Raw genomic sequence first — 22,563 nt, forward strand, 5'->3', positions numbered from 1 at the left:
TATGAATTTTATAAAGCCGTTATTATTGTTCTAAAGTATCACAGTGATATTCTTTCTTCTCTTTCTTAGTTGGTGGCTGTGTGCTCATTCCTTTGTTTTTTTCCTGCAACATCTGCCCAATCAATAAACTTCTTTCTTTAGAAATAGCTTGTTGTTTTTCAGCATCTTTTTCAAGGTCAAAATACACTACACCTTCAATCATTGTTTTTTCGACTTTAGCATAAATAGACAACGGATTTTCGCTCCATAATACAACGTCAGCATCTTTACCTACTTTTACACTTCCTACCTTATCGTCAATATGTAATAATTTGGCAGGGTTTAAGGTTACAAATTTCCAAGCCTCTTCTTCAGAGATGTTTCCGTATTTCACCGCTTTTGCAGCCTCCTGATTCAATCTTCTTGACATTTCGGCATCATCTGAGTTGTAGGCAACTACTAATCCCTGATTGTGCATAATTGGTCCGTTAAACGGAATCGCGTCATTTACTTCAAATTTATAAGCCCACCAGTCAGAGAATGTAGAAGCTCCAACACCGTGTTCTTTCATCTTATCAGCAACTTTATATCCTTCCAGAATGTGCGTAAAAGTATTCACTTTGAAATTGAACTTCTCTGTAACATTCATCAGCATTAAAATCTCAGATTCTACATAAGAGTGACAGGTAATAAAACGCTCTTTGTTTAGAATTTCAGCGATCGTTTGCATTTCTAAATCAACTCTTGGTGCTTTTCCTTTTTTAGAACCTGCGTTGAATTTTTTCCAGCTTTCATCGTATTCTTTTGCACGTTGAAAATAATCAGTGAAAACCTGTTCAACTCCCATTCTGGTTTGTGGAAAACGGGTAGGATTATCAATTCCCCAATTCGCTTGTTTTACGTTTTCTCCCAAAGCAAATTTGATAAACTTTGGTTGGTTTTTGTACAACATTTCCTCTGGTGCAGCACCCCATTTCCATTTTACGATGGCAGAACGTCCTCCGATTGGGTTTGCAGATCCGTGTAATAATTGTGAAGTGGTTACACCTCCTGCTAAGTCTCTGTAGATATTGATGTCTTCAGAGTTTACAACATCCTGAATCGTAACTTCGGCAGTCGAGTTATGTCCCATCTCGTTCACCCCTTTTGAGATGGCGATGTGGGAATGTTCGTCAATAATTCCGCTCGTGATATGTTTCCCTTTAGCATCAATAACTGTAGCAGAAGCATCTGAAAGATTTTTACCTACAGCAGCAATTTTTCCGTTTTTAATTAAAACGTCAGTTTCAGTTAGAATACCTTCCTTTTCGTTGGTCCAAACCGTAGCATTTTTGAAAAGTAAAGTTTGAGCAGTTAGTCTTTTTGAGTCACCGAAAGCAATATTTGGATAAGTTGTCGGGATAATAGGATTTAATTTTTCAACTTTAGTCGAATCTTTTACGGCTACAAACGGGCTCGTTCTTGTAGCAGTCCAGAACAATTCAGTTCCGTTTCCTAAAACCGCTTTTCCGGATAAGTTTTCCGGTTTCTCGATCAATCCGGTCAAACGTGAAAAATTAGATTTGATTGAATCGGTTGGTTTAATTAAAAGAGAGATCCAGTTTTTAGAAACAGCAAAAGTACTGCTCACTTTCTTTGCATCTGCAGTTGTAATTTCAGATTTTGGAGCATCAACTGTTCCTTCGATTTTCCATTTGTAGGTATCTTTTCCAACCGTTAAGTCGTAGTTACCACGAATGTCTTTTGCGTTAACATCGTTCACAACGTATTTCGTTCCCTGAACCCAGTTTTCGTATAAAACAGTTTTTTCGTCAAAAATTTCACCTGAAGTAATGATGAAGTTGGCAAAAGCACCAGTTTTCAAACTTCCTACTTCATTACTTTTTCCTAAAATAGCTGCGGGAACTGTGGTTAGAGCCTCCAGAGCTTTTGTTTTATCAAAACCATATTTAATGGCTTTTAGTAGATTAGTTTTAAAATCTTCGGTTTTTTTTAATTTGTCTGTTGTTAAAGCAAAAACAACTCCATTATCCGAAAGAACTTTTAAGTTGGTAGGCGCCTGATTCCAGAAACGCATATCGGCCAATTCGATTTGATTGGATAAATAAGGGTTAGAAACATCATACGCTTCAGGGAAACTGATTGGGATGATGTATTTGGCATTGGTACCTTTAATTTCTTCAATTCTTTCAAACTCATTTCCGCTCCCTTTCAGAACATAGTTTAATCCAAATTCTTTGGCAATTTTCGCAGCTCTTAAACTGTTTAATTTGTCTTCTGTAGCAAAAATCTGAATCAGTTTTTCGTTATCAGCTAAAGCCTCTAATGATAAATCTTTAGTTTCTGAATTTCCTTTTTTGTACCAGTCTAAGTCCAGGTACATTTGGCGTAACAAAGCCGTCATACCCATTAACGAACTTGGATAAGCCTGATTGGTCAAAGCACTTCTTGTAAAAGCAAAATGGTTGGTTACTTTATTTGCAATAATTTGTTTGCTATTTTCGGTGTTGTTCAGCGCTACTAAAATTCCGGTTCCCTGAGCAACTCCATCAGCAATATGGGTTCCTACTACTCCAAAACCGGCTTTTAGTAATTCCTCAGCTTTCGGCTGATCGTATTTAAAAGTCTCATAAGTATTTACTTCCGGACGAACACTTTCGTTCCAGTAGTAGCCTACTTTTTTAGTGTCGTATAAAGGGCTGCGATCACGTCCACGTCCGGCAGGGGCTTTAGGTTTTTCAACCCCAAAGCTGGTGTAGATATCAATAAACGAAGGATAGATAGTTTTTCCTGCAAGATCAATAGCAACGCTATTTTTAGGAATGGTGATGTTATTTCCAACACCAACCACTTTGCCATCTTGAATAAGTAAAGTTCCTTTTTCGATTTTTTGTGTTGGGGTTACATAAATCGTGGCATTGGTAAAAACAGTGTAATTGTTGTTTTTGTTGTGGACACTTTCATTAACGGGAAAGTAATCTTGAGCGTACGTTTTTGTTAAAAAAACACTCAAAAACAGTAGTAGTAGTTTTCTTTTCATGGATAATTAATAAAATTTTCATTAAAAATAGGAAATATTAATATTTGAGCAAGTTTTAATGAAAATTAATTTTTTATATTCCGCGTTAAGTACCAAAAACGATTTAGTAATTCTTCTGATTTTGATGTTTTACACTGTTTTTTTGAGTGCTACTTTTAAAGATCTCTTTTTATTTTAGGATCTTCTCATATCGGTTTTTTATCCCTTCCAGGTAGGGAGCTTTGATTTCTGTGGCGAGTTCTACCGCTTTTTTTAAGACGGCCGTTGCAGTATCTTTTTTTCCGTTTTGCTCAAGCAGATCACCATATTTTAAAAAGGCTATCGGAGATTTTGGATGTAATTCTGCATTGCTTTTTAAAATGGATTCTGCAATAAATGGTTTTGTAGAAGTATAATCAGACGACAGGTTAGTAATATCCTCTTCCGTAAACCAATTAGATTCAATTAGTTTTTTTATAACGGTTTGAATTTGCTGATCCATTTTTGCTAAATCAGCTTCGTTTGATGGTTTTTTTTGCTGGTCAACAGTAGATTGCAATTCCAGATAAAGTTTTTTTGATTCAGCTGCAATTTTACTTCGGTAGTCCTCTGCTGCTTTTTTTGCCAATTCTATGGTTTTGTCGTAGGCAAGTTCCTTGGTTGTTTTGTACTCAGGGATTACACCAATTCCTTCCCAGTTTGTTTTAGTGATTGGATTTATTGCAGTTCCGGTAGGAATAAATATTTCTAAAAGAGAGTTAATTTCAAGAATTTCACCGGGATTTGCTCCGCCACCAGTCACTTCACCAACTAAGGTTGCTCTTTTTTGTGTTTGCATGTTATAACTGAATTCTTCTGCACCCGAAAAACTTCTGTTACCTGTGATAATAAATAGGGGAACATCGATTCTTTTTTTGCCATTAACTTCTGTAACTCTGAATTCTTCCGTAAAGTTGTCTTTTCTAAAGTATAAGGTATTTAGCAATAGAGGTTCTTTAAAAAAGTAACTGCACAGGTACTGTACGGTTTTAGGACTTCCACCTCCGTTAGTTCTTAAATCAATAACAATGGCGTCCGTTTTAGAAAGCAATTGCATATAAGAATCAATAGTGGGGTTAGTCTCGTGTATGAAATATTTAAAATTGAGGTAACCGATATTACCGTCAAGTATCTTAACCTCTCGGAAACCATCGGCAAGTTTGCGATTGTCGGTTAAATTATGAAGATAAATTTCGTAGGAATCTTTAGCTGTACTCGTGGTGTTGTTATCGGGAACAAATTTAGGCTTGACTCTAAGATGTTTGTCGTTGTTGACCAAACGAATTTCTTTCGTTAGCGCTACAGCGAAAGAATCCAGAAGATCGTATTTTTTGAATTTATTTTCTTTATAACTCTTTTTTAAATGAGCTGCGATCAGTTTTGCCTGATCAGGAAATATGTACTCCTTTTGAATGAGGGAATCTATTTTTAGGATAGTTTCTTTTTTGAATTTTTCCGTTATTTTCTTTTGCTGACCATTGGCGTTTGGGAGAATGAGACAAGTGAGCACGAATAAAAAAACGAGTTTGTTGTTAAAAATAAAAATCTGTTGTAAAAATGGTTTAGTGAGATATTTCATAATGTTTTGGATTTTTATTTATAACGCTAATTTAAGATTTTATGATAAAATCTGATGAAAATATTTGCAGGTGTGTTGTTTTGTTATTTTTTGTTAGTAGAAGTTGAAAATATTTGTGATTTTCTAATGATGAATTTGAGAAGATAGAATTGAATCTAAAAGGAAGTAGGAGGAAAAGGCTGTTAATTTGTAATAAAAAAGCTACTTTTGTGTTTTTGTTAGATTTAAAGCCATTTTTGGAACAAGGATTATGTTAGTAAAAGTTTATGGAAGTGCCGTTTTTGGAGTAGAAGCAACAACGATTACAGTCGAAGTTCATATGGATAATGGGATTGGTTATCATTTAGTGGGATTGCCGGATAATGCCATAAAGGAAAGTAGTTATCGAATTGCCGCTGCTCTGAAGAATAATGGACTAAATTTCCCTGGTAAGAAAATAACAATTAATATGGCACCGGCAGACTTACGAAAGGAAGGTTCTGCATACGATTTAACTTTGGCGATGGGGATTTTGGTTGCTTCAGATCAGGTAAAAGCGCCGGAGATTGAAAAATATATTATCATGGGAGAGCTTTCTTTAGACGGCAGTTTACAGCCTATTCGGGGAGCATTACCAATCGCAATCAAAGCAAAGGAAGAAGGTTATAAAGGTTTCTTCCTGCCCATTCAGAATGTGAAAGAAGCCGCAATAGTGACCGGATTAGACGTTTATGGAGTTCAGAATCTTCAGGATGTTATTGATTTTTTTAATGGAAAAGGAACGCTTGAGCCTACGATTATTGATACCAGAGCTGAATTTTATAAAAGCTTAGATTTTCCGGAATTTGATTTTTCAGATGTACGCGGACAGGAAAGTATAAAACGTTGTATGGAAATTGCGGCTGCGGGAGGTCATAATATTATTTTAATTGGTCCGCCCGGAGCAGGGAAAACAATGTTGGCTAAACGTGTTCCGAGTATTTTACCGCCAATGACTTTGCGTGAAGCTCTTGAAACGACTAAAATTCACAGTGTTGCCGGAAAATTAAAAGAGGTAGGGTTAATGAACCAGAGACCTTTTAGAAGTCCTCATCATACCATTTCTAATGTTGCCTTGGTTGGAGGAGGAAGTTATCCTCAGCCCGGAGAAATTTCGATGGCTCATAATGGTGTTTTGTTTTTAGATGAATTACCGGAGTTCAAGCGCGATGTTTTGGAAGTGATGCGCCAGCCGCTGGAAGATCGCGAAGTTACCATTTCACGAGCGAAGTTTACAGTAACTTACCCTTCCTCGTTTATGCTTGTGGCGAGTATGAATCCAAGTCCGAGTGGTTTTTTTAATGATCCGAGTATGCCTAATACATCTTCGCCTCACGAGATGCAGCGTTATATGAGCAAAATTTCGGGTCCGCTTTTAGACCGGATTGATATTCATATTGAAGTCACACCAGTTCCTTTTGAAAAATTGGCCGATGATCGAAAAGCCGAGAGCAGTGTTGAAATTCGCAAACGGGTTACCGCCGCTCGGGAAATTCAAACCAGACGTTTTGAAACCATTGGAAATGTACATTACAATGCACAAATGAGCAGCAAACTTATTCGGGAGTTTTGCATTCTTGACGATCCGTCAAAAGAATTGCTGAAAACCGCTATGGAACGATTGAATCTGTCGGCGAGAGCCTACGATAGAATCCTCAAAGTCTCAAGAACCATCGCCGATTTAGATAATGCTCCGTCTATAATTTCCCAACACATCGCCGAAGCCATTCAATATAGAAGTTTGGATCGCGACGGCTGGCTGGGTTAGAGATTTTAGATTTTACTATTTTGGAGCGAAAATTTAACTTAATTCTATAAAATTCTCAATATGAATTTCATCTAAAAAAAGGATATCATGCGAAACCACAATTAAAGTCCCCTTGTACTCGTTTACAGCTGCGGTCAGAATTTCGATATTTTGAATATCAAGATTGTTTGTTGGTTCATCCAGAATGATCATATCCGGAGCCTCACTATTGAGGGTCAAACAATAAAGCATCAGTCGCATTTTTTCACCTCCGCTTAAAGCAAAACAGGGTTTGTTCCAGTCATTTTGTGAAAACAGAAACTTATCAAGTTTCATTTTCAGATCATGTTCCTGTAAACCGGAAGTATTAAATTTCTGTGCTTGTTCGTAAACTGAAATTTGATTTTCAATAAGCGAATAATCCTGATCAATGTAAATTGATTTAGAATTGGCTTTGTAAATATTCCCTGTTTTGGGTTGCAATTGGCCCGTGATTATTTTTATCAATGTCGTTTTTCCGGAGCCGTTTGCGCCTTTGAGGGCGATACGCTGCCCGCTTAGAATTTGAAAATGAAGCCTATTTTTCCACAACAACTGATCGTTATAACTATGATTAATTGCTGATGCTTTGAAAAGTATTTTTCCTTTATGAAGGTTTGTTTTATCAAAACCAAATTTCATTTGATCAATATCAGGTAATGCTGACCGCAATTTCTGCAGGTCCTTAGCAATAGTTCCAATTTTTTCGGCATGAACACCTTTTGTTTTGGCCGTACTGTTTTCGGCATTGTTTCGCAAAGTGTTCATCATAATTCTTGAAACTCCGGCTTTCTTCTGCTTTTTTTCACCACGGGAGTCCAGTTTGTTTTGACGTTCCAGAGTTTCACGTTCTTTTTCTTTTGCTTTGCGTAACGCTTTTTCTTTACTTTGAATATCCTGACTCAAAGCCTTATTTTCGATCTGTTTTTGTTCAGTGTAAAAATCATAATTACCACCGTAAACTGTTATTCCCTGTCCTGATAATTCATAAACAGCCTGCAATAAATTCAATAATTTTCGATCGTGACTTACTACAATCAAAGTTGAAGCGCTGTTTTTTATAAATTCATATAATAATTCTCTTCCCGAAATGTCCAAATGATTACTTGGTTCATCAAGTAAAACCAGTTTTGGTTCATGAATTGAAATTCCGGCCAGGAAAACTTTTGTTTTTTGTCCGCCGCTCAGCGTTCCGAGTTTTTGGTTCCGGTCTAAATCCTGCAACTGCCAGTATTGTAAGGCTTCATTGCAACGCTCTTCAATTGTCCAGTCGTCGTTTAAAATAGTAAGGTTTTCTTCAGAAACGACTCCGTTAAGAATTTCGTGCAAAGCATTCAGTTTGTCTTCAACCTGAAGCGCCTGAGCAATCGTAAGCTGATTAAACTGCCCGAAAATTTGAGGCAGATAATAGGGTTTGGAATCTGTTTTTAATAAACCGTCGACAGGTTCTGATTCGCCTGCAATAATTTTTAATAAGGTTGATTTTCCAACACCGTTGTTGCCAATTAAAGCAATTTTTTGGTGAGGGTTAACTGTAAAAGTAATTTTATCAAACAACAAATTCTTGTTTGAATGTAAGTAGGAGATATGCTGTAAAATAACCATAATTTCTTTCTTTAGGGAATAAACAAATGTGCAAGCCATTTTAATAGCTTACCTTAAAATTGTCCGAAAGAAATTTTTATTCACATAGAGATGGTACGGTTTATTTATTGCTGCAAAGATACAAAAAATAGTTTTTAAGATTTGAGTTTCACCTTATTCAAATTTTAAACTGGCATTTTTAGACATTAAATAGGAAGTAAGCTTTTTAATTTTACCTTTTTCCATTTCAAAAACATCACAGAAAACAGCATCCAGTTTATTACCATTTTTCATATTTCCCTGTACGGCACCTTCGGCAATAACAATGTCATTTTCTTCAATTAGTTTTATGATTTGAATCGTGGGACTGCCTGTAAAATTGTCGTTTTCAATTTCTTTGTCAAAAGCTTCTTTCCCTACATGCTGATAAATTCCGGGCATTTCCCAGATCACATCATCAGTAAGGCAATCTAAAATTCGTTTATGATTGCTTACTCTAAAAGCTTCCATATATTCGGTTACAGTTTGTTTATTTGCTGTCATGTCTTAAAGGTTATGATGTTAAAAGTGTTTTTGGAACGACTATTTTAGGTGCAAGATAAAATTACTGTTTTTTAGAAACATTCCAAAAGCTGATTTTTCGTCTCGTTACAAAACCTAGTTTTTCATATAAGCTAATGGCACCTATATTATTTTCGACAACATGTAAAAAAGGAGTTTTACTTTCGTCTAAGATGCTATTGACAACATGCGAAATCAATTGTTTGGCATAACCTTTTCCGGTGTGATCGGGATGCGTGATAATAGCACTCACTTCTGTAAAGTCATTCATTTTCATACGTTCGCCTGCGACAGCTATCAATTGGGCTTCTTTAAATATTCCATAATAATTACCTAATAAAGGAGTTTGGGGTTTAAAATATCCCGGCTGTACCAAATTAACCAGTTGTAATAATTCGTCATTATGATTTTCGGTAAGTTTGAGAATTTCAGTACCAGTCGGAAGTTGGATTTTGTCCTGAATAACCATTTGCAGACAAATCAATTCTTTGATGATTGTTAAAGAATCGTCTATTTCAGGTTTTTCACCCACTACAAAAAAAGAATCCGTTAACAACTCATATTGTTTTATGGCCTTTAAAGTGCTTTCCGAGAGTATAAAACTTCCAAACGGACAATAATCCGGATTGTAAAATTTAGTACCATCATAATCAAGGGCAAATGCGGAATGGTTTTCGGATAATGCATACCAAACCGGATTATCTAGTTTATGGTCTTCTTTATTTGTCATTATCTTAAAAATAATTTTTTGGGATCGTACTATATTCGGTTTTTATTCTTTCTCTTTTATAGGATAGAAAAAACGAAATGAATTCGAAGCTGCCGGGTGCAAAATCGTACCGTGATTTTCAAGCGGGAAATAATCAAAATATACTCTTATGTTTTTGCTTTTTGAAGCTTTAATTTTTTCAGTTAGTAAATTAGCATCGACTTCCATAACTCTTGGAATTTCTGTTGGCGTAAGTCCTTCTTTACCAACTGCAATGTAAATGTCTGTCTGCGCACTGAAATTTTCCTGAAAAATGGCGCTGTCAAGATTTAGTATGGAACCATTATTCCACCAAATGCTTGGGCTTACAATAACATATTTATTAAAAAGGGTTGGTTTTGTTAGTAGAATTTCAGTTCCCAGTAACCCTCCCAATGATTGTCCCATAAGGGTTTTAGAGTTGTTGGCTTTGTATTTTTTTTCAATAAAAGGTTGCAATTCTTTTTCGATAAAAGCAATGAATTTACCAGAATGCCCGGAAGTTGGAAACCTTTTTTGATCTTTTTCGATAGTGGTCGGGAATGTAAAATCTCTTCTTCTGTCGACAGTGGCAATTCCCACAACAATTGATTTAGGAACCTGATTGATCCATTCGAAACTATTAAACTGCACCAGACCGGCGATATGAATAAAATCTTCATCAGCTGAACCGTCTAATAAATAAATTACGGGATATTTTGTTGCTTCTTCGGTTTTGTAACCTTCTGGTAGATAGATATTAAGGATTCTTTTTTCTCCTAATTCTTTCGATTGAATTTCATCAATAACTCCTAATACAAATGGCTTTGCGATTTCTTTTGGTTTGGTTTTATTGGTTTGGCAAAAGATAAAAGTGGTAGAAAAGAGTAAAAAGGCAAGGGTAAATAATTTGTTCATTATGGTGGTATTTAGTAGCAATGGGGTAAAATATTATGATGTGAAACAGGTAAATTATATAGAACTAAAATACAAATTTTTGACATTCTAAAATCTTAATTAAGACGAAAAAAACTCAAAAATCGTCTATAAAATAAATCCCTTTCATCAAACAATGAAAGGGATTCGTTAAGTGTTTAATGTTATTGAATTATCTTAAAAAAAGGAATAACCTAGTATAAAGGATGTTGTTGAAAATGAGGAGTTCCAGGTTTGGTAATTGCTTAGAATAGTTCTGCCAGCCAAATATCTAAACTCTATACTATATCTGTTACGAAATTTTCCACCAATTCCAAATACCAAGGAGTTACGGGAACTAACATCTAATTTACTTACAACCGAACCGTCTTTTCTGGTGACTTCTATTTTCGAGTTTGAATCAAAATCAATTAAGAAAGATGCATTTACAAATATCTTGGAATTATTTTTAAGGAAAAAGTAATGCCTAATTCCTATTGGCAGTTCTATTGATTTATAATCTACTTTCGCGTTTGCTTCACCACCTGACAAATTGGAGGTTTGTTTGGATTTTTCACTACTATAGTATTGATAAGTTGGCTCTACGATCACTGCCCACTTATTTTTATTAAAAGGGAAAATAAATTCTGCTTCAATACCCAGACTAAGATTTGTTTTAGAATCAAATTTAAAGTCGTAATAATCAAGTGGCGAGTTGCTTATTGATAATGAGCTGCTGTTTAGCCTTGGTCTTAAGGTTAAATTAAAAAGATCTTTCTTTTCTTTAGACTCAAAAGTGGCAAAATTAGTATCACTGCATTTGTTGTACTTGATGAAAAATTTTAGCAGTTTATTGGAGCTGTAGTCTAAAATTTCATATTCTTTTTGAAGAATATTTTCACATTTTAGATCAATAAAAAGCTGTTCTCTGAAGTAATTATTTTTCGCAATTGTAGAATTTTGATCTATCAAATAGCTTTTGTGAATTAATTGCTTTATCTCGGTATTATCCATTTTATAGAAGAAACGCCTTAAGTTTCCATCGCTATATAAATAAAGAGATGCTTTTCCTTCAATAAGTACTTTTAAGAAGAGAGTTTCTTCTTTAAGATCAGGATTTTTATCCGTACTCATATTTTCTATGTTTTTTGAGGAGCGGTCTATTTTAACCAAAGATCTGATGTACTTACTTTGTCCGGTGATTGCAAATTCTTTGACAGTTTTTATGTCCGCAGTAATGATATTCGTATTGTCAGGGAGTTGGTATCTGAAGCTGGTAGGAGTACTTTTCCAATCCAGGTTTTCGATTTGGCACTCTATTTTTTGATCGTTTTGGTTAATAATGTAACCGCGTTCGAAAAGGATTTGAGAGTAACTGTTAATGCTTATTATAAGAGTTAATACAAGAAATAAGGCTTGTTTTTTCATTAAAATTTGGTTGTTGGTTATTTTTGGTTTTAGTTATTTAATATGAGTTGGATAAATCCTTGAACAAGAAAAATATCAGGGTTATTTTTTGAGTGTAAATGTAACGTACGAAATCGGCATTACATTACGTAAAACCGTAAAGCCCTCGATTTGTTATTAGGAAAATTTAGTAGTGGTATTTGTCCTGTTGTTTGTAAATGTTAGGACAAATGAAGCATTTTTAAGCAGATTTTCGGTCTAATTGCCTAAACTAATTGTTCTCAAAAGTTTAAAGTAGATAACTGAAATTACTTTACTTCCGTTCCTTCAAACTTTATTCTGCGGTCATTTACGTGAACCAATTCGTCAAGTTCATAGATGTTTTTATAGCCGTACCCATAAAGGTTAATATGTGTAGGAATGTTCAGAGCCAGCATAACAGGTTTTCTGTTGGCTAAAATCTGAGACTCGGGAGCACTTTTAGGAAGCGCCATTTTTGAAGCGAAATCTATCGGGTCACCATTAAAATTGTTATTGCAGTAAATCAGTATTCTGGTGTTAGGATCCGGAATTAATTGATGGAGGTTTTCCTGCGTAAAATCGGTAAAATCAAGATGAATAGCCCCTTTTAAGTGTTTTCGGTTGTAACGAAAATCAGAGCGCGTGTCTAAAATAACAGTATTCTCTTCACGGCTCATTTTAAGAAAAAGGTCAAGACTCACCAGACGATTTGCTCTTGCTTTTTCGACTTCGGTAACGAGGTTTTTAAAATCATCGTAGTCTACTAATGCTTTAGGATATTGTTGCTGCTCTGTCATTGCTGTAGAAGTTTTGGCTGTCTGCGATTGAGTAACACAGCCTGTGAAACAAAATGATACTAAAAATAGAAGCGTTATCTTTTTCATTTGAAATGAGGTTTATAGTTCAATATGTTTATCAGCCGGACTCTACCGCTTTTAATAAAGCGTTAGATTTATCTCCTGAATTTGTTTCTGACAATAATATCTTTTAATCTCTCTTTTAAGTCTTCTCCTGTGTCAAAAACCATTTGTTCATTGTTTGGAAATGGTACAGCTCGTTTGTTGAAGTAACTGATATAATTGTCCTCGCACGCACTTCTGTCTCCTTTGTAAGTAGAGTAAATATTCTCAAAAATAAACTCACTGCTTACCGGAAAAGATTGCAGTAACTGATTGGTTTTTAAATCAACATAATCCACTTTTGCTGTGATCTGGCAGGATTTAAATTGTCTGAATTCGTATACGTTAGCACGGAGCATTCTGTAATTGTCTACTTTTATTTCTCTGCCCAGACTGTCTTTTACCGGTCTTCCTCTGCTGTCCAGAAGTGTTTTGACACCGTCTTTTATCTGTCTTTCTTTAATGAATTCCTTCTCTTTGATTTGTTCTGGCGAAATATTGATCTGCACGAAGTTTACAATCAGGCTATAATCGTAAACGATGCCTTTTTGTCTAAGACTGTGATAAACCGTCCATTTATCGTTTAGTCCGTAGGTTTTAAAATCGAGTAAGCCATCCTGGAGCGGTTTCGGAATAACCATATTGGTTTCGTTTTTAGCATAAACATCCACAAAATCCGTTCCTTTAAACTGTGCATCATCCATCAATTTTTTGGTGTTTTTGTAGTTTGGGCTAATGCTTTCCAAATAAGAAAAATCATCGTAGGCTTTTCTAAAATCCAGTTTGTTATTTGATTTTAAAAGGGCAGAAGCATTTTCATATAAATATCTCGTCAATGCAATTTTACTGCTTATGATCTGATTGGTATAATTATCAAACTGGAATGTGGCAGTTCTTCCTTGTTTCAACAGTTGAAGAGGCAATAACGGTCTGATTTTTTCCTGACGATTGTTCAACTGCATGTAGGTATTGTAAGTGCGTTCGGCATTTACCGGATTTGCTTCTTTTATCATTAATTCCAGACTACGCAAATCTCTGTCTTTGGCTTTTGCAAAAGCCTCTTCCAGCAAATACACGTAATCTTGTTTTCCTTTAGAATCTTTTTTCGTTCTTAAAGCTTCAACGGCACGGTCTATAGCTCCATCGTAATTTCCATCGCTTAGCATGGATTGAGTAGTTTTTACACCACAAGATGACAGTGCTAAAAATAATATTGAAAACAGGATTGTAATTTTTTTCATTCTAAAGACCAATTGATTTTAAAGGAACAAAGATATCTGTTTTTAGATAAACTAGAAGTTGTGATTTTAATTTAAGAAGGTGAAGTTTTTGTAAACTGTTTTATTTCAGATCTATTCCTGCTGAATCCATTCGTATTTTCCATCTTTAAGGTAAATAATCCCACCTCCACAGCTTTCTTCGGCATGAATAAAGATTCCGTCATTTGGCAGTTTGATTTTGTCTTCTTCTTTTATTTCGTCATCGCCCAAGATTTCTCCCTGATCGTTTACATTGTTCCAGACAACTTCCCCTTTTGGGGCTTTTTCAAATATTCCGGCCCAGTCGATTTCTTCAAAACCCTGATAGAGAATAGTATTTCCCATTCCGAAATAATCTGTTCGGTTTCCATCTCCGAAAACAATTCGCAAACCACTTTTATTGCTTTTTGTACTTCTTACAATTTCAACCGTTTCATTTTTTCCGTCGCCGTCCAGATCGCATACGATTTTATTTGTTTTGTGTTTGGTCGAAATCACAATGGTATCGGAGCTATTTTGTGTTTCTTTTTTGTCAGTCATTTGGACGTTGTCTTTAGCTGTACTTGGAGTTGTTGGGACCTCAATTTTGGATTCTTTTTTACAAGAGATAAAAACAAAGGCAGCAAGAAGTAAAATTTTGAATTTCATGTTTTCGAGTGAGACTTTTTTGGTAAGATTTGAGATTATCAAAATATAAATGATTGGGAACGGTATTGTAAACGGGGTGTATTTAGAATTTCATTATTTCCTAATTTTCACCTGATACACAATTTCCCAAAATAGGATTGATAGAATAGCATTGGTGAATATAGCAGTTTTAACTAAATAAGGATCGTATTTGGTAAGTAGATGTAAATTAGCGAATTGTACGGCCAAAAATAAAGACAAAGCGGCAATTGCAACAGAGCAGATCACGTTGAGTACCGGTTTCCACTTTAAACCTAAGAAAGAATAAATAATGTTGAAAACAGCAAAACCACAGCCCAAAGTAATGTAGGGATCTGTTCCTAATTTCTCACCCAACTGCAGTAAAGGAGAAGTTGCGGTAAGATATAAAAAGAAAAGGATTGCATAAAAAAGGGTTCGTGTTTGAATTTTCATTTTGATGTTTTTTAAATAAAACGGAAAAGAGGTTTTATAGATTTAGATTTGTTCTCAATTTTAAATTATTCCTTTTGGCTCATGTGCAACGCAATTCTGTTTCCTTCACAGTCTTTAAATTCAGCTACCCAGCCAAATTCGCCATTTGAGGTTATCGGAAATAAAATCTCAGCACCATTTTTTACGACCAGATTTATGGTTTCTTCGATATCTTCGGTATTCAAATAAACAAGAGTTCCATCTATCGTAGGCTTGTAAATTTCACCTTGGGCTAAGGCTCCCGAAATACCATTGTTGCCTTCGATAAGTGGAAAGAATGCCATTTCATTATCATGAATGCGATCACGTTCAAATTCAAAACCAAAAACCGCCGAATAAAATTGTATGGCTCTTTCGATGTTGGTTACCGGAATTTCAAAATAAACAACAGGATTCGATTTGGTTTTCATTTTGTTTAGGGCTATTTTTTATTGTAAGCGAAGTTAGAGAAAATTCTAGTTCAATCGACTGTGTTTTATTTTTTCAATTTGTCGTTTGTGTCGGAGAACATGTACAATGGCATGTTCTGTAAGTTGTTCGATGTCGTACAATTGTCCCCAACCTGTTTTTATTTTTAGTGAATCATCAAATTGTTCTAATTCATCGTCTTTAATTTCTCTGAAGATGCTTTCGGTAAAGATGAAAACATTCGTTAAATCTTTCAGATATTCGGCAATGGTGACATGAAAAATTTTGTCAGGTCGCTGCATATTGTGCCCTTTCAGATTATGAATACTGATAGCATAACTATAACCGGAGCTGACAACGTGCGAAAGAATAGCTTGTATGGATTTACAATCTTCGCTTGTTGTTTTTTCGTCTATAATGGTGGTCAAAACATTATCCGGAATACTTGTAATAACGTTTTTAAAATCTAAAATTGCCTGTTCGTAGATGTCAAGCAATGCCCCAACTGCTCCTTGTCTGTTCATTTTTATATTTGTTGGTTCTTTCTTATTGTAAAATCGTCTCGATCTTAGTTTCTGATTTTTCTTTAAGTGCACTGTTAGGATGAAAATTCCAAATGATCAAAAATTTTCCCTTTGCAAGATATTCTTCCGGATGCTCATCAGATGGCTGACCGTCTTTTCCCCAAAGTAATCCTTGCAGAAATCGATCTCCTTTAAAAGTGTGTTCAAATTCAAAATACATTACAGATCCGCGATCGGTTTTGCTTTTAAAATTTTGAATCGATTTACTTTTTAAGGTTCCAACAATACTAGCGTAGGTTTCAATATCATTATAGAAAGTACAGGCTTGCGGAGTAATACAAATATTTCCATCGTTTAAAGTGTAGCCTTTGGGAATTTCTTTTGGTTTTAGTTTTAAATCAGCAATTGTCTGACCGAATAAAGTAGTAGTAAGTAATAAAAATAATACTGACAGGGGAATCGTAATTTTCATGGATTTTGGGGTTTGATTTATCAAACTAAAATAGTTTTTTTATTTGAGTTATTTGAAATTCATTTTTTGCGAAGCAGTAAAATTGTAAACCCGACAGGTTCTTAAAACCTGTCGGGTTTGAATGGTACTTATTTGGATAACGCATTTGTAGGTTAAGTACGCTCTAATGAGACATCTTATATAGAATTTGCATAATTTTGACTGAATTGTTAAATTAATAAAGAGCAGAATTTTAAAATGAACATTGAAGTAATTTCATCACAAAATTTAAAACAACTTGTCGAATTAGTTTTAGAGCTTTGGAACGACTGTTCGTTTGACGAAGAAGTTGAAAGTTATAAAGCGATTATAGATTCAGAAAATGAAATTTGTTATGTGGTTAAGGATCAAGAAGACTACATTGCGTTTGTACATTTAAGTACGCGAAATGACTATGTTGAAGGTGCAGAAGACTTACCCGTTGCCTACATTGAAGCTATTTACGTAAAGCCAGCGTATCAAAAACAAGGTATTGCCAGAAGATTGACAAAAGTTGCTGAAGACTGGGCGAAACAAAAAGGATTTAAGCAAATTGCTTCCGACACCGATTTGTGGAATTCAGCAAGCATTGATTTCCATCAAAAAACTGGTTTTACCGAAGTTGAACGAATAGTGTGCTTCATTAAAAATTTATAGGATCGTTTAAACGCGACAGGTTTTTAAAACCTGTCGGGTTTGTTGTGCCAAAGAGATTTTAGTGAAGTTTGTCATTTCTCCTTAGTTCAGAAAAGGCAAGATTAAATTTAGAAGATTATAAGAAAAAAAATCCGCCATAATCCGTGTTTTCGCAAAGCGAATCCGCGTCGTCCGTGTGCTATATTGACGACTATTTTTGTCGATCAAGTAGTATGATTTACTTAGTCAGTCGCTATCGCTCGAGTCTTCCCTGTCGAAATGACACGATTGGGCAGAGGCTTCGACTTCGCTCAGCCAGACGGGGCATAAATCTAAAAACTGTAAAAAAAATCCCGCCTCAATTAAGAAACGGGACTTCGGTGATATTCTCTTTTTTTTTATTTTAAACTGTTGCTGCAATTTCTTGTGGCAACGGAATTTGATTTTTTAGTAAATCTTCGAAAGTTTCGTGAGCACGAATCAGGATTCCCTGACCGTTCATCCATAAAACTTCAGCTGGTTTGTATCTTGAATTGTAGTTCGAAGACATAGAGAAACAATAAGCTCCTGCATTTCTGAACGCTAAGATATCGCCTTCTGTAATTTCTGAAATTCTGCGGTTGTTGGCAAAAGTATCCGTTTCGCAGATGTAACCTACTACCGAGTAAAAACGCTCTTTTCCTTTTGGATTGGAGATGTTTTCAATATGGTGCTGTGAACCGTAAAACATCGGACGGATTAAGTGATTGAAACCACTGTCAACCCCTGCGAAAACTGTCGAAGTGGTTTGTTTTACTACGTTTACTTTGGCTAAGAAGAAACCAGCTTCGCTCACGAGGAATTTTCCAGGTTCGAAAATCAACGTTAAATCTCTACCGTATTCTGTGCAGAAAGAATTGAATCTTTTAGATAATTTTTTACCTAATTCTTCAATATCCGTTTCGATATCGTCTTTTTTGTAAGGCACTTTGAATCCGCTTCCGAAATCTAAGAATTGTAATTCTTTGAAATGTTTAGCCGTATCAAATAAGATTTCAGCTGCATACAAGAATACTTCGATATCTAAAATATCCGATCCTGTGTGCATGTGAATCCCCACAATATGCATTTTTGTGTTTTCAACAATTCGCAAAATATGCGGTATTTGGTGAACAGAGATTCCGAATTTACTATCGATATGTCCAACAGAAATATTAGCATTTCCACCCGCCATTACGTGTGGATTGATACGAATACATACCGGTATATTAGGATGTTTGGTTCCGAATTGCTCTAAAATAGATAAATTGTCGATATTGATCTGTACACCCATTGCGGCTACTTCTTCGATTTCTTCTAAAGAAACTCCGTTTGGTGTAAAGAAAATTTTGTCAGGATCATAGCCGGCATGAAGGCCTAATTGAACCTCCTGAATCGATACAGTATCTAAGCCAGATCCCATGTTCTTTAATAGCTGAAGAATGGCAACGTTAGACAATGCCTTCATGGCATAATTAACTCTTAAGTTTTCTACCTTAGAGAAAGCTTTAGTTAACCTGTTGTACTGAGATTGGATTTTTTCGGCATCATATACATATAATGGACTTCCAAATTGGTCTGCTAACTGCAGTAAATCTTTTGCTTGCATCTGTAAACTATTTTCAGCAAACTTATTACTCTTTTGCCGATTGACAAATTTTAAATTGAAAAATAACAAATTGTAACAAATTGTTATAAAATAAACATTTAGAGTTTTTTTAACTTTTAATGGTTTCTAATTCTTATTTAGAGTGAATAAAAATTATATTTGCCCCAAAATTACATTATTAGAGATTATTTATGAAAAAGATTATTACATTTTGCTTGATTATCCTTACAACATCGGTGGGATTTGCTCAGGAAAAATCAAAAGACAGTTTGCAGACTAATAATTTAGATGACATTATTGTAACTGCAAGCCGAAAAAAAGAGAGTATAAAAGAGGTTGTTTCTTCTATTACGATTGTTGGAGCTAAAAAAATCCAAAGTCAGACCTTGGTAAATTCGAATATCGGTAATATTTTGCAATATACAGTTCCGGGTTTAGCGACCGCGAGTAACCAAACTTCAAATTTCGGTCAGACTTTAAGAGGAAGACCGTTTTTGGTTATGATTGATGGAATCCCGCAGTCTACGCCTTTGAGAAATGGAGGAAGAGACCTTCAGGTAATTGATCCTTCGTCTATCGAAAGAGTGGAAGTTATTAAAGGTGCAACTTCAATTTATGGGAATGGTGCCGATGGAGGGATCATCAATTATATTACAAAGAAAAACCATTCTGAAGAAAAAATTAGCGGTTCGGTACAGCTAGGTTTGATCACACAACCGAAAACTTTTGCAGAATCATTTGGTTACAGAGCTTCACTTTCTTTGGCAGGAAAACTAAAAAAGTTCGATTACGTTGTTGGATTTACACAGGAAAGATCAGGTGTTGCTAAAGATGCTAACGGAGTGAACCTTTCGCCGTTTTATAGTTTGTCGAATTTAAATACGTACAACGGCTTGTTTAAAATAGGATACGCACTAACTGATACCCAAAGGTTAGAGTTCTCGTACATGGGTTATGCTTCGAAGTCATTTTTAGATCAGGATGTTAAGATTGGTAAATGGGGAGAAATCCCAACGATTGGAGTGGACGCCGGTGGACGTTTGGGGACGCCTGAAGGAACTCCGAGAAATCATAATTTTAGAGTAGCGTATTCGAACTCGGAGATTTGGAACAATACTTCTTTGGATGTTAATGTTTATGCACAGGATTTCAGAACGGTTTATTCGTATGACAGAGATCAGTTTTTAAACGGAGGTCAATCAAATGTGGCTTCGCAAAAGAAAGGGCTTCGCGTTAATTTTGATTCCCGTCTTTTTGCCAATGATACCTATAAAGCGGAGATCATTTACGGTCTGGATTTGCTTCAGGACAAAACGGTTCAAAAATTAGAAGACGGTCGTTTTTGGACTCCTCAAATGAAAATGCTTAATACAGCTCCTTTTGCGTTGATTAAATTTGATGCCTGGGGTAAATTTACCTTAAAAGCAGGTGCGCGATATGAAAACATTAAGGTTAAAGCAGATGATTTTAACACATTACCGGTACTGAATGCTAAAAACAATACGTACACCAAAAGTATTTTTGTTCAGGGAGGCGAGTTAGATTACAATGCTCTCGTTGGAAACATCGGATTAAGATATAACATTATGCCGGAAGTAAATGTTTTTACGAGTTATTCTCAATCTTTTTCGATCAATGAGGTAGGGCGCATTTTAAGAACGTCTACTGAAAGTGTGATCTCAAAATTACCAACTGATCCTATTATTGTAAACAATTACGAAATGGGAGTGGCCGGAACGATTAAAAAATGGTTCAACTATGAGGTAACCAGTTTCTGGAGCACATCACAATTAGGGGCTACATCAATTCAGTCAGCTGATGGTTCTTTTGCGATGCAGCGTGCTCCCGAAAACATCTGGGGATATGAGGCCGTTGTGGGTTTTAATCCAATAGAGTTTCTAAGTTTTGGAGGTGCTTTTGCCTGGATAGAAGGGAAGGTCGATAATGACAATAACGGATCGTACGAAAAATATATTAACGGATCCCGAATAATGGCTCCAAAACTTACTACTTATGTTCAGATTCGTCCGCTGAAAAATTTAGATATTGAATTAAGTTCTTTACATAACTTCAAAAGAGACCGATTTGATCCAAATCCAATCACAAACTTGTATAGTTTTAACGAAGGTCCGGTAAAAAAATATACGGTCTTTAATTTAAGCAGTTCTTATCTCATCAATAAATCATTTCGATTGGCGCTGGGAGTGGAGAACTTATTTAATAAAGATTACGCTCCCAATATTGCCTGGTGGCAGGCGAGAGATAAAGATTTTGTGAATGCTCCGGGAAGACGTGCCACTTTACAAATTCAGTATAATTTTTAAATAGAGTAATTTGAAGTGTAATTTTAATATTTCATAATAAAGCCCCTTTTTGATTTCAAAAAGGGGCTTTTATTTTTACAAAGGTTAGGGAGTCTGTGACTTACAAACTAGGCAAATCTCCGTTTCCTTTGGTTGGCAAATTGGTAGAACCCATCAAGAACAAATCGACTTCTCTCGCCGCTTCACGGCCTTCTGAAATAGCCCATACAATTAAGGACTGTCCTCTTCGCATATCACCGGCAGTGAAAATGTGCGGAACATTCGTCTGATAATTTTTGGCTTTATAGTTGTTTCTCATATCGATTTCCAGACCTAATTGCTCGCTTAAAGTTTTCTCAGGGCCTGTAAATCCTAAAGCCAATAAAGCTAGATCGCATGGCCATATTTTCTCTGAACCTTCTTTTTCGATTAATTCAGGACGCTGACCCGGAGTCATTTTCCATTGTACTTCAACGGTTTTTAATCCTACCAGTTCTCCTCTGTCGTTTGATAAAAATTCTTTGGTATTGATCAACCAGTTCCTGTCGCAGCCTTCTTCGTGAGAAGATGAGGTTTTTAACTGTAGCGGCCAAAAAGGCCAGGGAGTTGTTTCGCTTCGTCCAACCGGAGGTTTTGGTAAAATCTCAAAGTTGGTTACCGATTTTGCACCATGCCTGTTAGAAGTTCCGATACAATCTGAACCGGTGTCTCCACCGCCAATTACGATTACATCTTTACCGGTAGCCATAACCTGATCTTGAATTGATTCTCCAAACAAAACTTTGGTCTGCTGAGTTAAGAAATCCATTGCCTGAACAACGCCTTTGCTTTCGATTCCTTTAGTTGGTAAACTTCTTCTTTCGGTTGCACCACCGCACAATACGATAGAATCAAAAGAATTTAATTCGGCTACGCTATAGTTTACGCCAACATTTACATTGGTTTTAAAAGTGATTCCTTCCGCTTCAAGGATTGCTACACGTCTGTCGATGATTCCTTTTTCTAATTTGAAATTTGGAATTCCGTAACGTAATAAACCTCCTATGGCGTTGTCTCTTTCAAAAACGGTAACGGTATGACCAGCTCTGTTTAATTGCTGTGCTGCTGCTAAACCTGCGGGACCTGAACCAATAACCGCAACTGTTTTTCCGGTACTGGTTTTTGGGGCCTGTGGTTTGATCCAGCCTTCGGCAAAACCTCTTTCGATGATGTTTTTTTCGATGTTTTCGATGGCAACAGGTTCTTTGATGATCCCTAATACGCATGATTTCTCACATGGAGCAGGGCATAAGCGGCCTGTGAATTCCGGAAAGTTATTAGTAGACTGTAAAATCTCTAAAGCACTTTGCCATTCTTCCTGATGTACCATATCGTTGAAATCAGGAATTAAATTCCCCAACGGACAGGAACTGTGGCAAAAAGGAATACCACAATCCATACATCTCGAACCTTGTTCTTTTATTTTATCTTTTGCTAACGGAATCGTAAATTCGTTGTAGTTCGTAACACGTTCTGCAACTGCTATATTACTTTCGTCGGCTCTGTTATATTCTTTAAATCCGCCTATTTTACCCATGACATTTTAAATTAAATTCCAATTTCTTAAATTCCAAATTCCAATCCTTTGACTTCGCTTCCTTCG

General features: G+C 35.7%; 19 protein-coding genes. 3 read left to right on the forward strand and 16 right to left on the reverse strand.

Annotation, left to right across the window (positions count from 1 at the left end; translation table 11 throughout):
* Positions 1 to 22: 22 nt before the first annotated feature.
* Together M4I44_RS10945 and M4I44_RS10950 are read right to left on the reverse strand one after the other, a co-directional pair.
* Positions 23 to 3,019 carry an amidohydrolase family protein gene (locus M4I44_RS10945; RefSeq protein WP_249967313.1) on the reverse strand — a complete coding sequence of 999 codons (2,997 nt, stop codon included), beginning with the start codon at positions 3,017 to 3,019 and terminating at the stop codon, positions 23 to 25.
* A 169-nt stretch (positions 3,020 to 3,188) separates the two neighbouring features.
* Positions 3,189 to 4,616 carry a S41 family peptidase gene (locus M4I44_RS10950; RefSeq protein ID WP_249967314.1) on the reverse strand — a complete coding sequence of 476 codons (1,428 nt, stop codon included), beginning with the start codon at positions 4,614 to 4,616 and terminating at the stop codon, positions 3,189 to 3,191.
* 250 nt (positions 4,617 to 4,866) lie between these two features.
* On the opposite strand from M4I44_RS10950, the gene M4I44_RS10955 reads away from it, so the two are divergent.
* On the forward strand, positions 4,867 to 6,402 hold the full coding sequence (locus tag M4I44_RS10955; protein ID WP_017495474.1) for a YifB family Mg chelatase-like AAA ATPase: 1,536 nt from the start codon (positions 4,867 to 4,869) through the stop codon (positions 6,400 to 6,402).
* 33 nt (positions 6,403 to 6,435) lie between these two features.
* On the opposite strand, the gene M4I44_RS10960 is transcribed toward M4I44_RS10955, so the two are convergent.
* The 12 genes from M4I44_RS10960 to M4I44_RS11015 form a co-directional block, all read right to left on the reverse strand.
* A complete protein-coding gene (locus M4I44_RS10960) occupies positions 6,436 to 8,025 on the reverse strand; it encodes an ABC-F family ATP-binding cassette domain-containing protein (RefSeq protein WP_249967415.1) in 1,590 nt (529 codons plus the stop codon).
* 153 nt (positions 8,026 to 8,178) lie between these two features.
* Positions 8,179 to 8,547, reverse strand: coding sequence for a nuclear transport factor 2 family protein (locus tag M4I44_RS10965; protein WP_249967315.1), 369 nt, complete (start codon positions 8,545 to 8,547; stop codon positions 8,179 to 8,181).
* Positions 8,548 to 8,608: 61 nt separating this feature from the next.
* On the reverse strand, positions 8,609 to 9,295 hold the full coding sequence (locus M4I44_RS10970) for a GNAT family N-acetyltransferase (protein WP_249967316.1): 687 nt from the start codon (positions 9,293 to 9,295) through the stop codon (positions 8,609 to 8,611).
* Between the two features lie 42 nt (positions 9,296 to 9,337).
* Positions 9,338 to 10,210 carry an alpha/beta hydrolase gene (locus M4I44_RS10975; protein WP_249967317.1) on the reverse strand — a complete coding sequence of 291 codons (873 nt, stop codon included), beginning with the start codon at positions 10,208 to 10,210 and terminating at the stop codon, positions 9,338 to 9,340.
* 195 nt (positions 10,211 to 10,405) lie between these two features.
* On the reverse strand, positions 10,406 to 11,635 hold the full coding sequence (locus M4I44_RS10980; RefSeq protein ID WP_249967318.1) for a PorT family protein: 1,230 nt from the start codon (positions 11,633 to 11,635) through the stop codon (positions 10,406 to 10,408).
* A gap of 287 nt (positions 11,636 to 11,922) precedes the next feature.
* On the reverse strand, positions 11,923 to 12,519 hold the full coding sequence (locus M4I44_RS10985) for a rhodanese-like domain-containing protein (protein WP_249967319.1): 597 nt from the start codon (positions 12,517 to 12,519) through the stop codon (positions 11,923 to 11,925).
* A gap of 68 nt (positions 12,520 to 12,587) precedes the next feature.
* Positions 12,588 to 13,775, reverse strand: coding sequence for a hypothetical protein (locus tag M4I44_RS10990; RefSeq protein ID WP_249967320.1), 1,188 nt, complete (start codon positions 13,773 to 13,775; stop codon positions 12,588 to 12,590).
* 111 nt (positions 13,776 to 13,886) lie between these two features.
* Entirely contained in the window at positions 13,887 to 14,441 is a 555-nt protein-coding gene (locus tag M4I44_RS10995; protein ID WP_249967321.1) for a hypothetical protein, read from the reverse strand.
* A gap of 93 nt (positions 14,442 to 14,534) precedes the next feature.
* Entirely contained in the window at positions 14,535 to 14,894 is a 360-nt protein-coding gene (locus M4I44_RS11000; RefSeq protein WP_249967322.1) for a hypothetical protein, read from the reverse strand.
* Between the two features lie 65 nt (positions 14,895 to 14,959).
* Positions 14,960 to 15,343 carry a VOC family protein gene (locus tag M4I44_RS11005; protein WP_249967323.1) on the reverse strand — a complete coding sequence of 128 codons (384 nt, stop codon included), beginning with the start codon at positions 15,341 to 15,343 and terminating at the stop codon, positions 14,960 to 14,962.
* 45 nt (positions 15,344 to 15,388) lie between these two features.
* Positions 15,389 to 15,865, reverse strand: a complete 477-nt coding sequence (locus tag M4I44_RS11010; protein WP_249967324.1) for a DinB family protein — start codon at positions 15,863 to 15,865, stop codon at positions 15,389 to 15,391.
* Positions 15,866 to 15,887: 22 nt separating this feature from the next.
* On the reverse strand, positions 15,888 to 16,337 hold the full coding sequence (locus M4I44_RS11015; RefSeq protein ID WP_249967325.1) for a hypothetical protein: 450 nt from the start codon (positions 16,335 to 16,337) through the stop codon (positions 15,888 to 15,890).
* 237 nt (positions 16,338 to 16,574) lie between these two features.
* On the opposite strand from M4I44_RS11015, the gene aac(6') reads away from it, so the two are divergent.
* On the forward strand, positions 16,575 to 17,012 hold the full coding sequence (aac(6'), locus tag M4I44_RS11020; protein ID WP_249967326.1) for an aminoglycoside 6'-N-acetyltransferase: 438 nt from the start codon (positions 16,575 to 16,577) through the stop codon (positions 17,010 to 17,012).
* A gap of 382 nt (positions 17,013 to 17,394) precedes the next feature.
* Here the strand turns inward: aac(6') and lysA are convergent, their stop codons facing one another.
* Positions 17,395 to 18,687: a diaminopimelate decarboxylase gene (gene lysA / locus M4I44_RS11025; protein WP_255348295.1), complete on the reverse strand. Its 1,293-nt coding sequence runs from the start codon at positions 18,685 to 18,687 to the stop codon at positions 17,395 to 17,397.
* 122 nt (positions 18,688 to 18,809) lie between these two features.
* Here lysA and M4I44_RS11030 point away from each other — a divergent pair, with 122 nt between their 5' ends.
* Positions 18,810 to 20,942: a TonB-dependent receptor gene (locus M4I44_RS11030; RefSeq protein ID WP_249967327.1), complete on the forward strand. Its 2,133-nt coding sequence runs from the start codon at positions 18,810 to 18,812 to the stop codon at positions 20,940 to 20,942.
* Between the two features lie 100 nt (positions 20,943 to 21,042).
* Here M4I44_RS11030 and M4I44_RS11035 read toward each other — a convergent pair whose 3' ends face one another.
* Positions 21,043 to 22,497 carry a glutamate synthase subunit beta gene (locus M4I44_RS11035; RefSeq protein WP_249967328.1) on the reverse strand — a complete coding sequence of 485 codons (1,455 nt, stop codon included), beginning with the start codon at positions 22,495 to 22,497 and terminating at the stop codon, positions 21,043 to 21,045.
* Positions 22,498 to 22,563 lie beyond the last annotated feature (66 nt).

This window comes from Flavobacterium sp. B183, from assembly GCF_023539155.1.
Taxonomy (GTDB): domain Bacteria; phylum Bacteroidota; class Bacteroidia; order Flavobacteriales; family Flavobacteriaceae; genus Flavobacterium; species Flavobacterium tructae.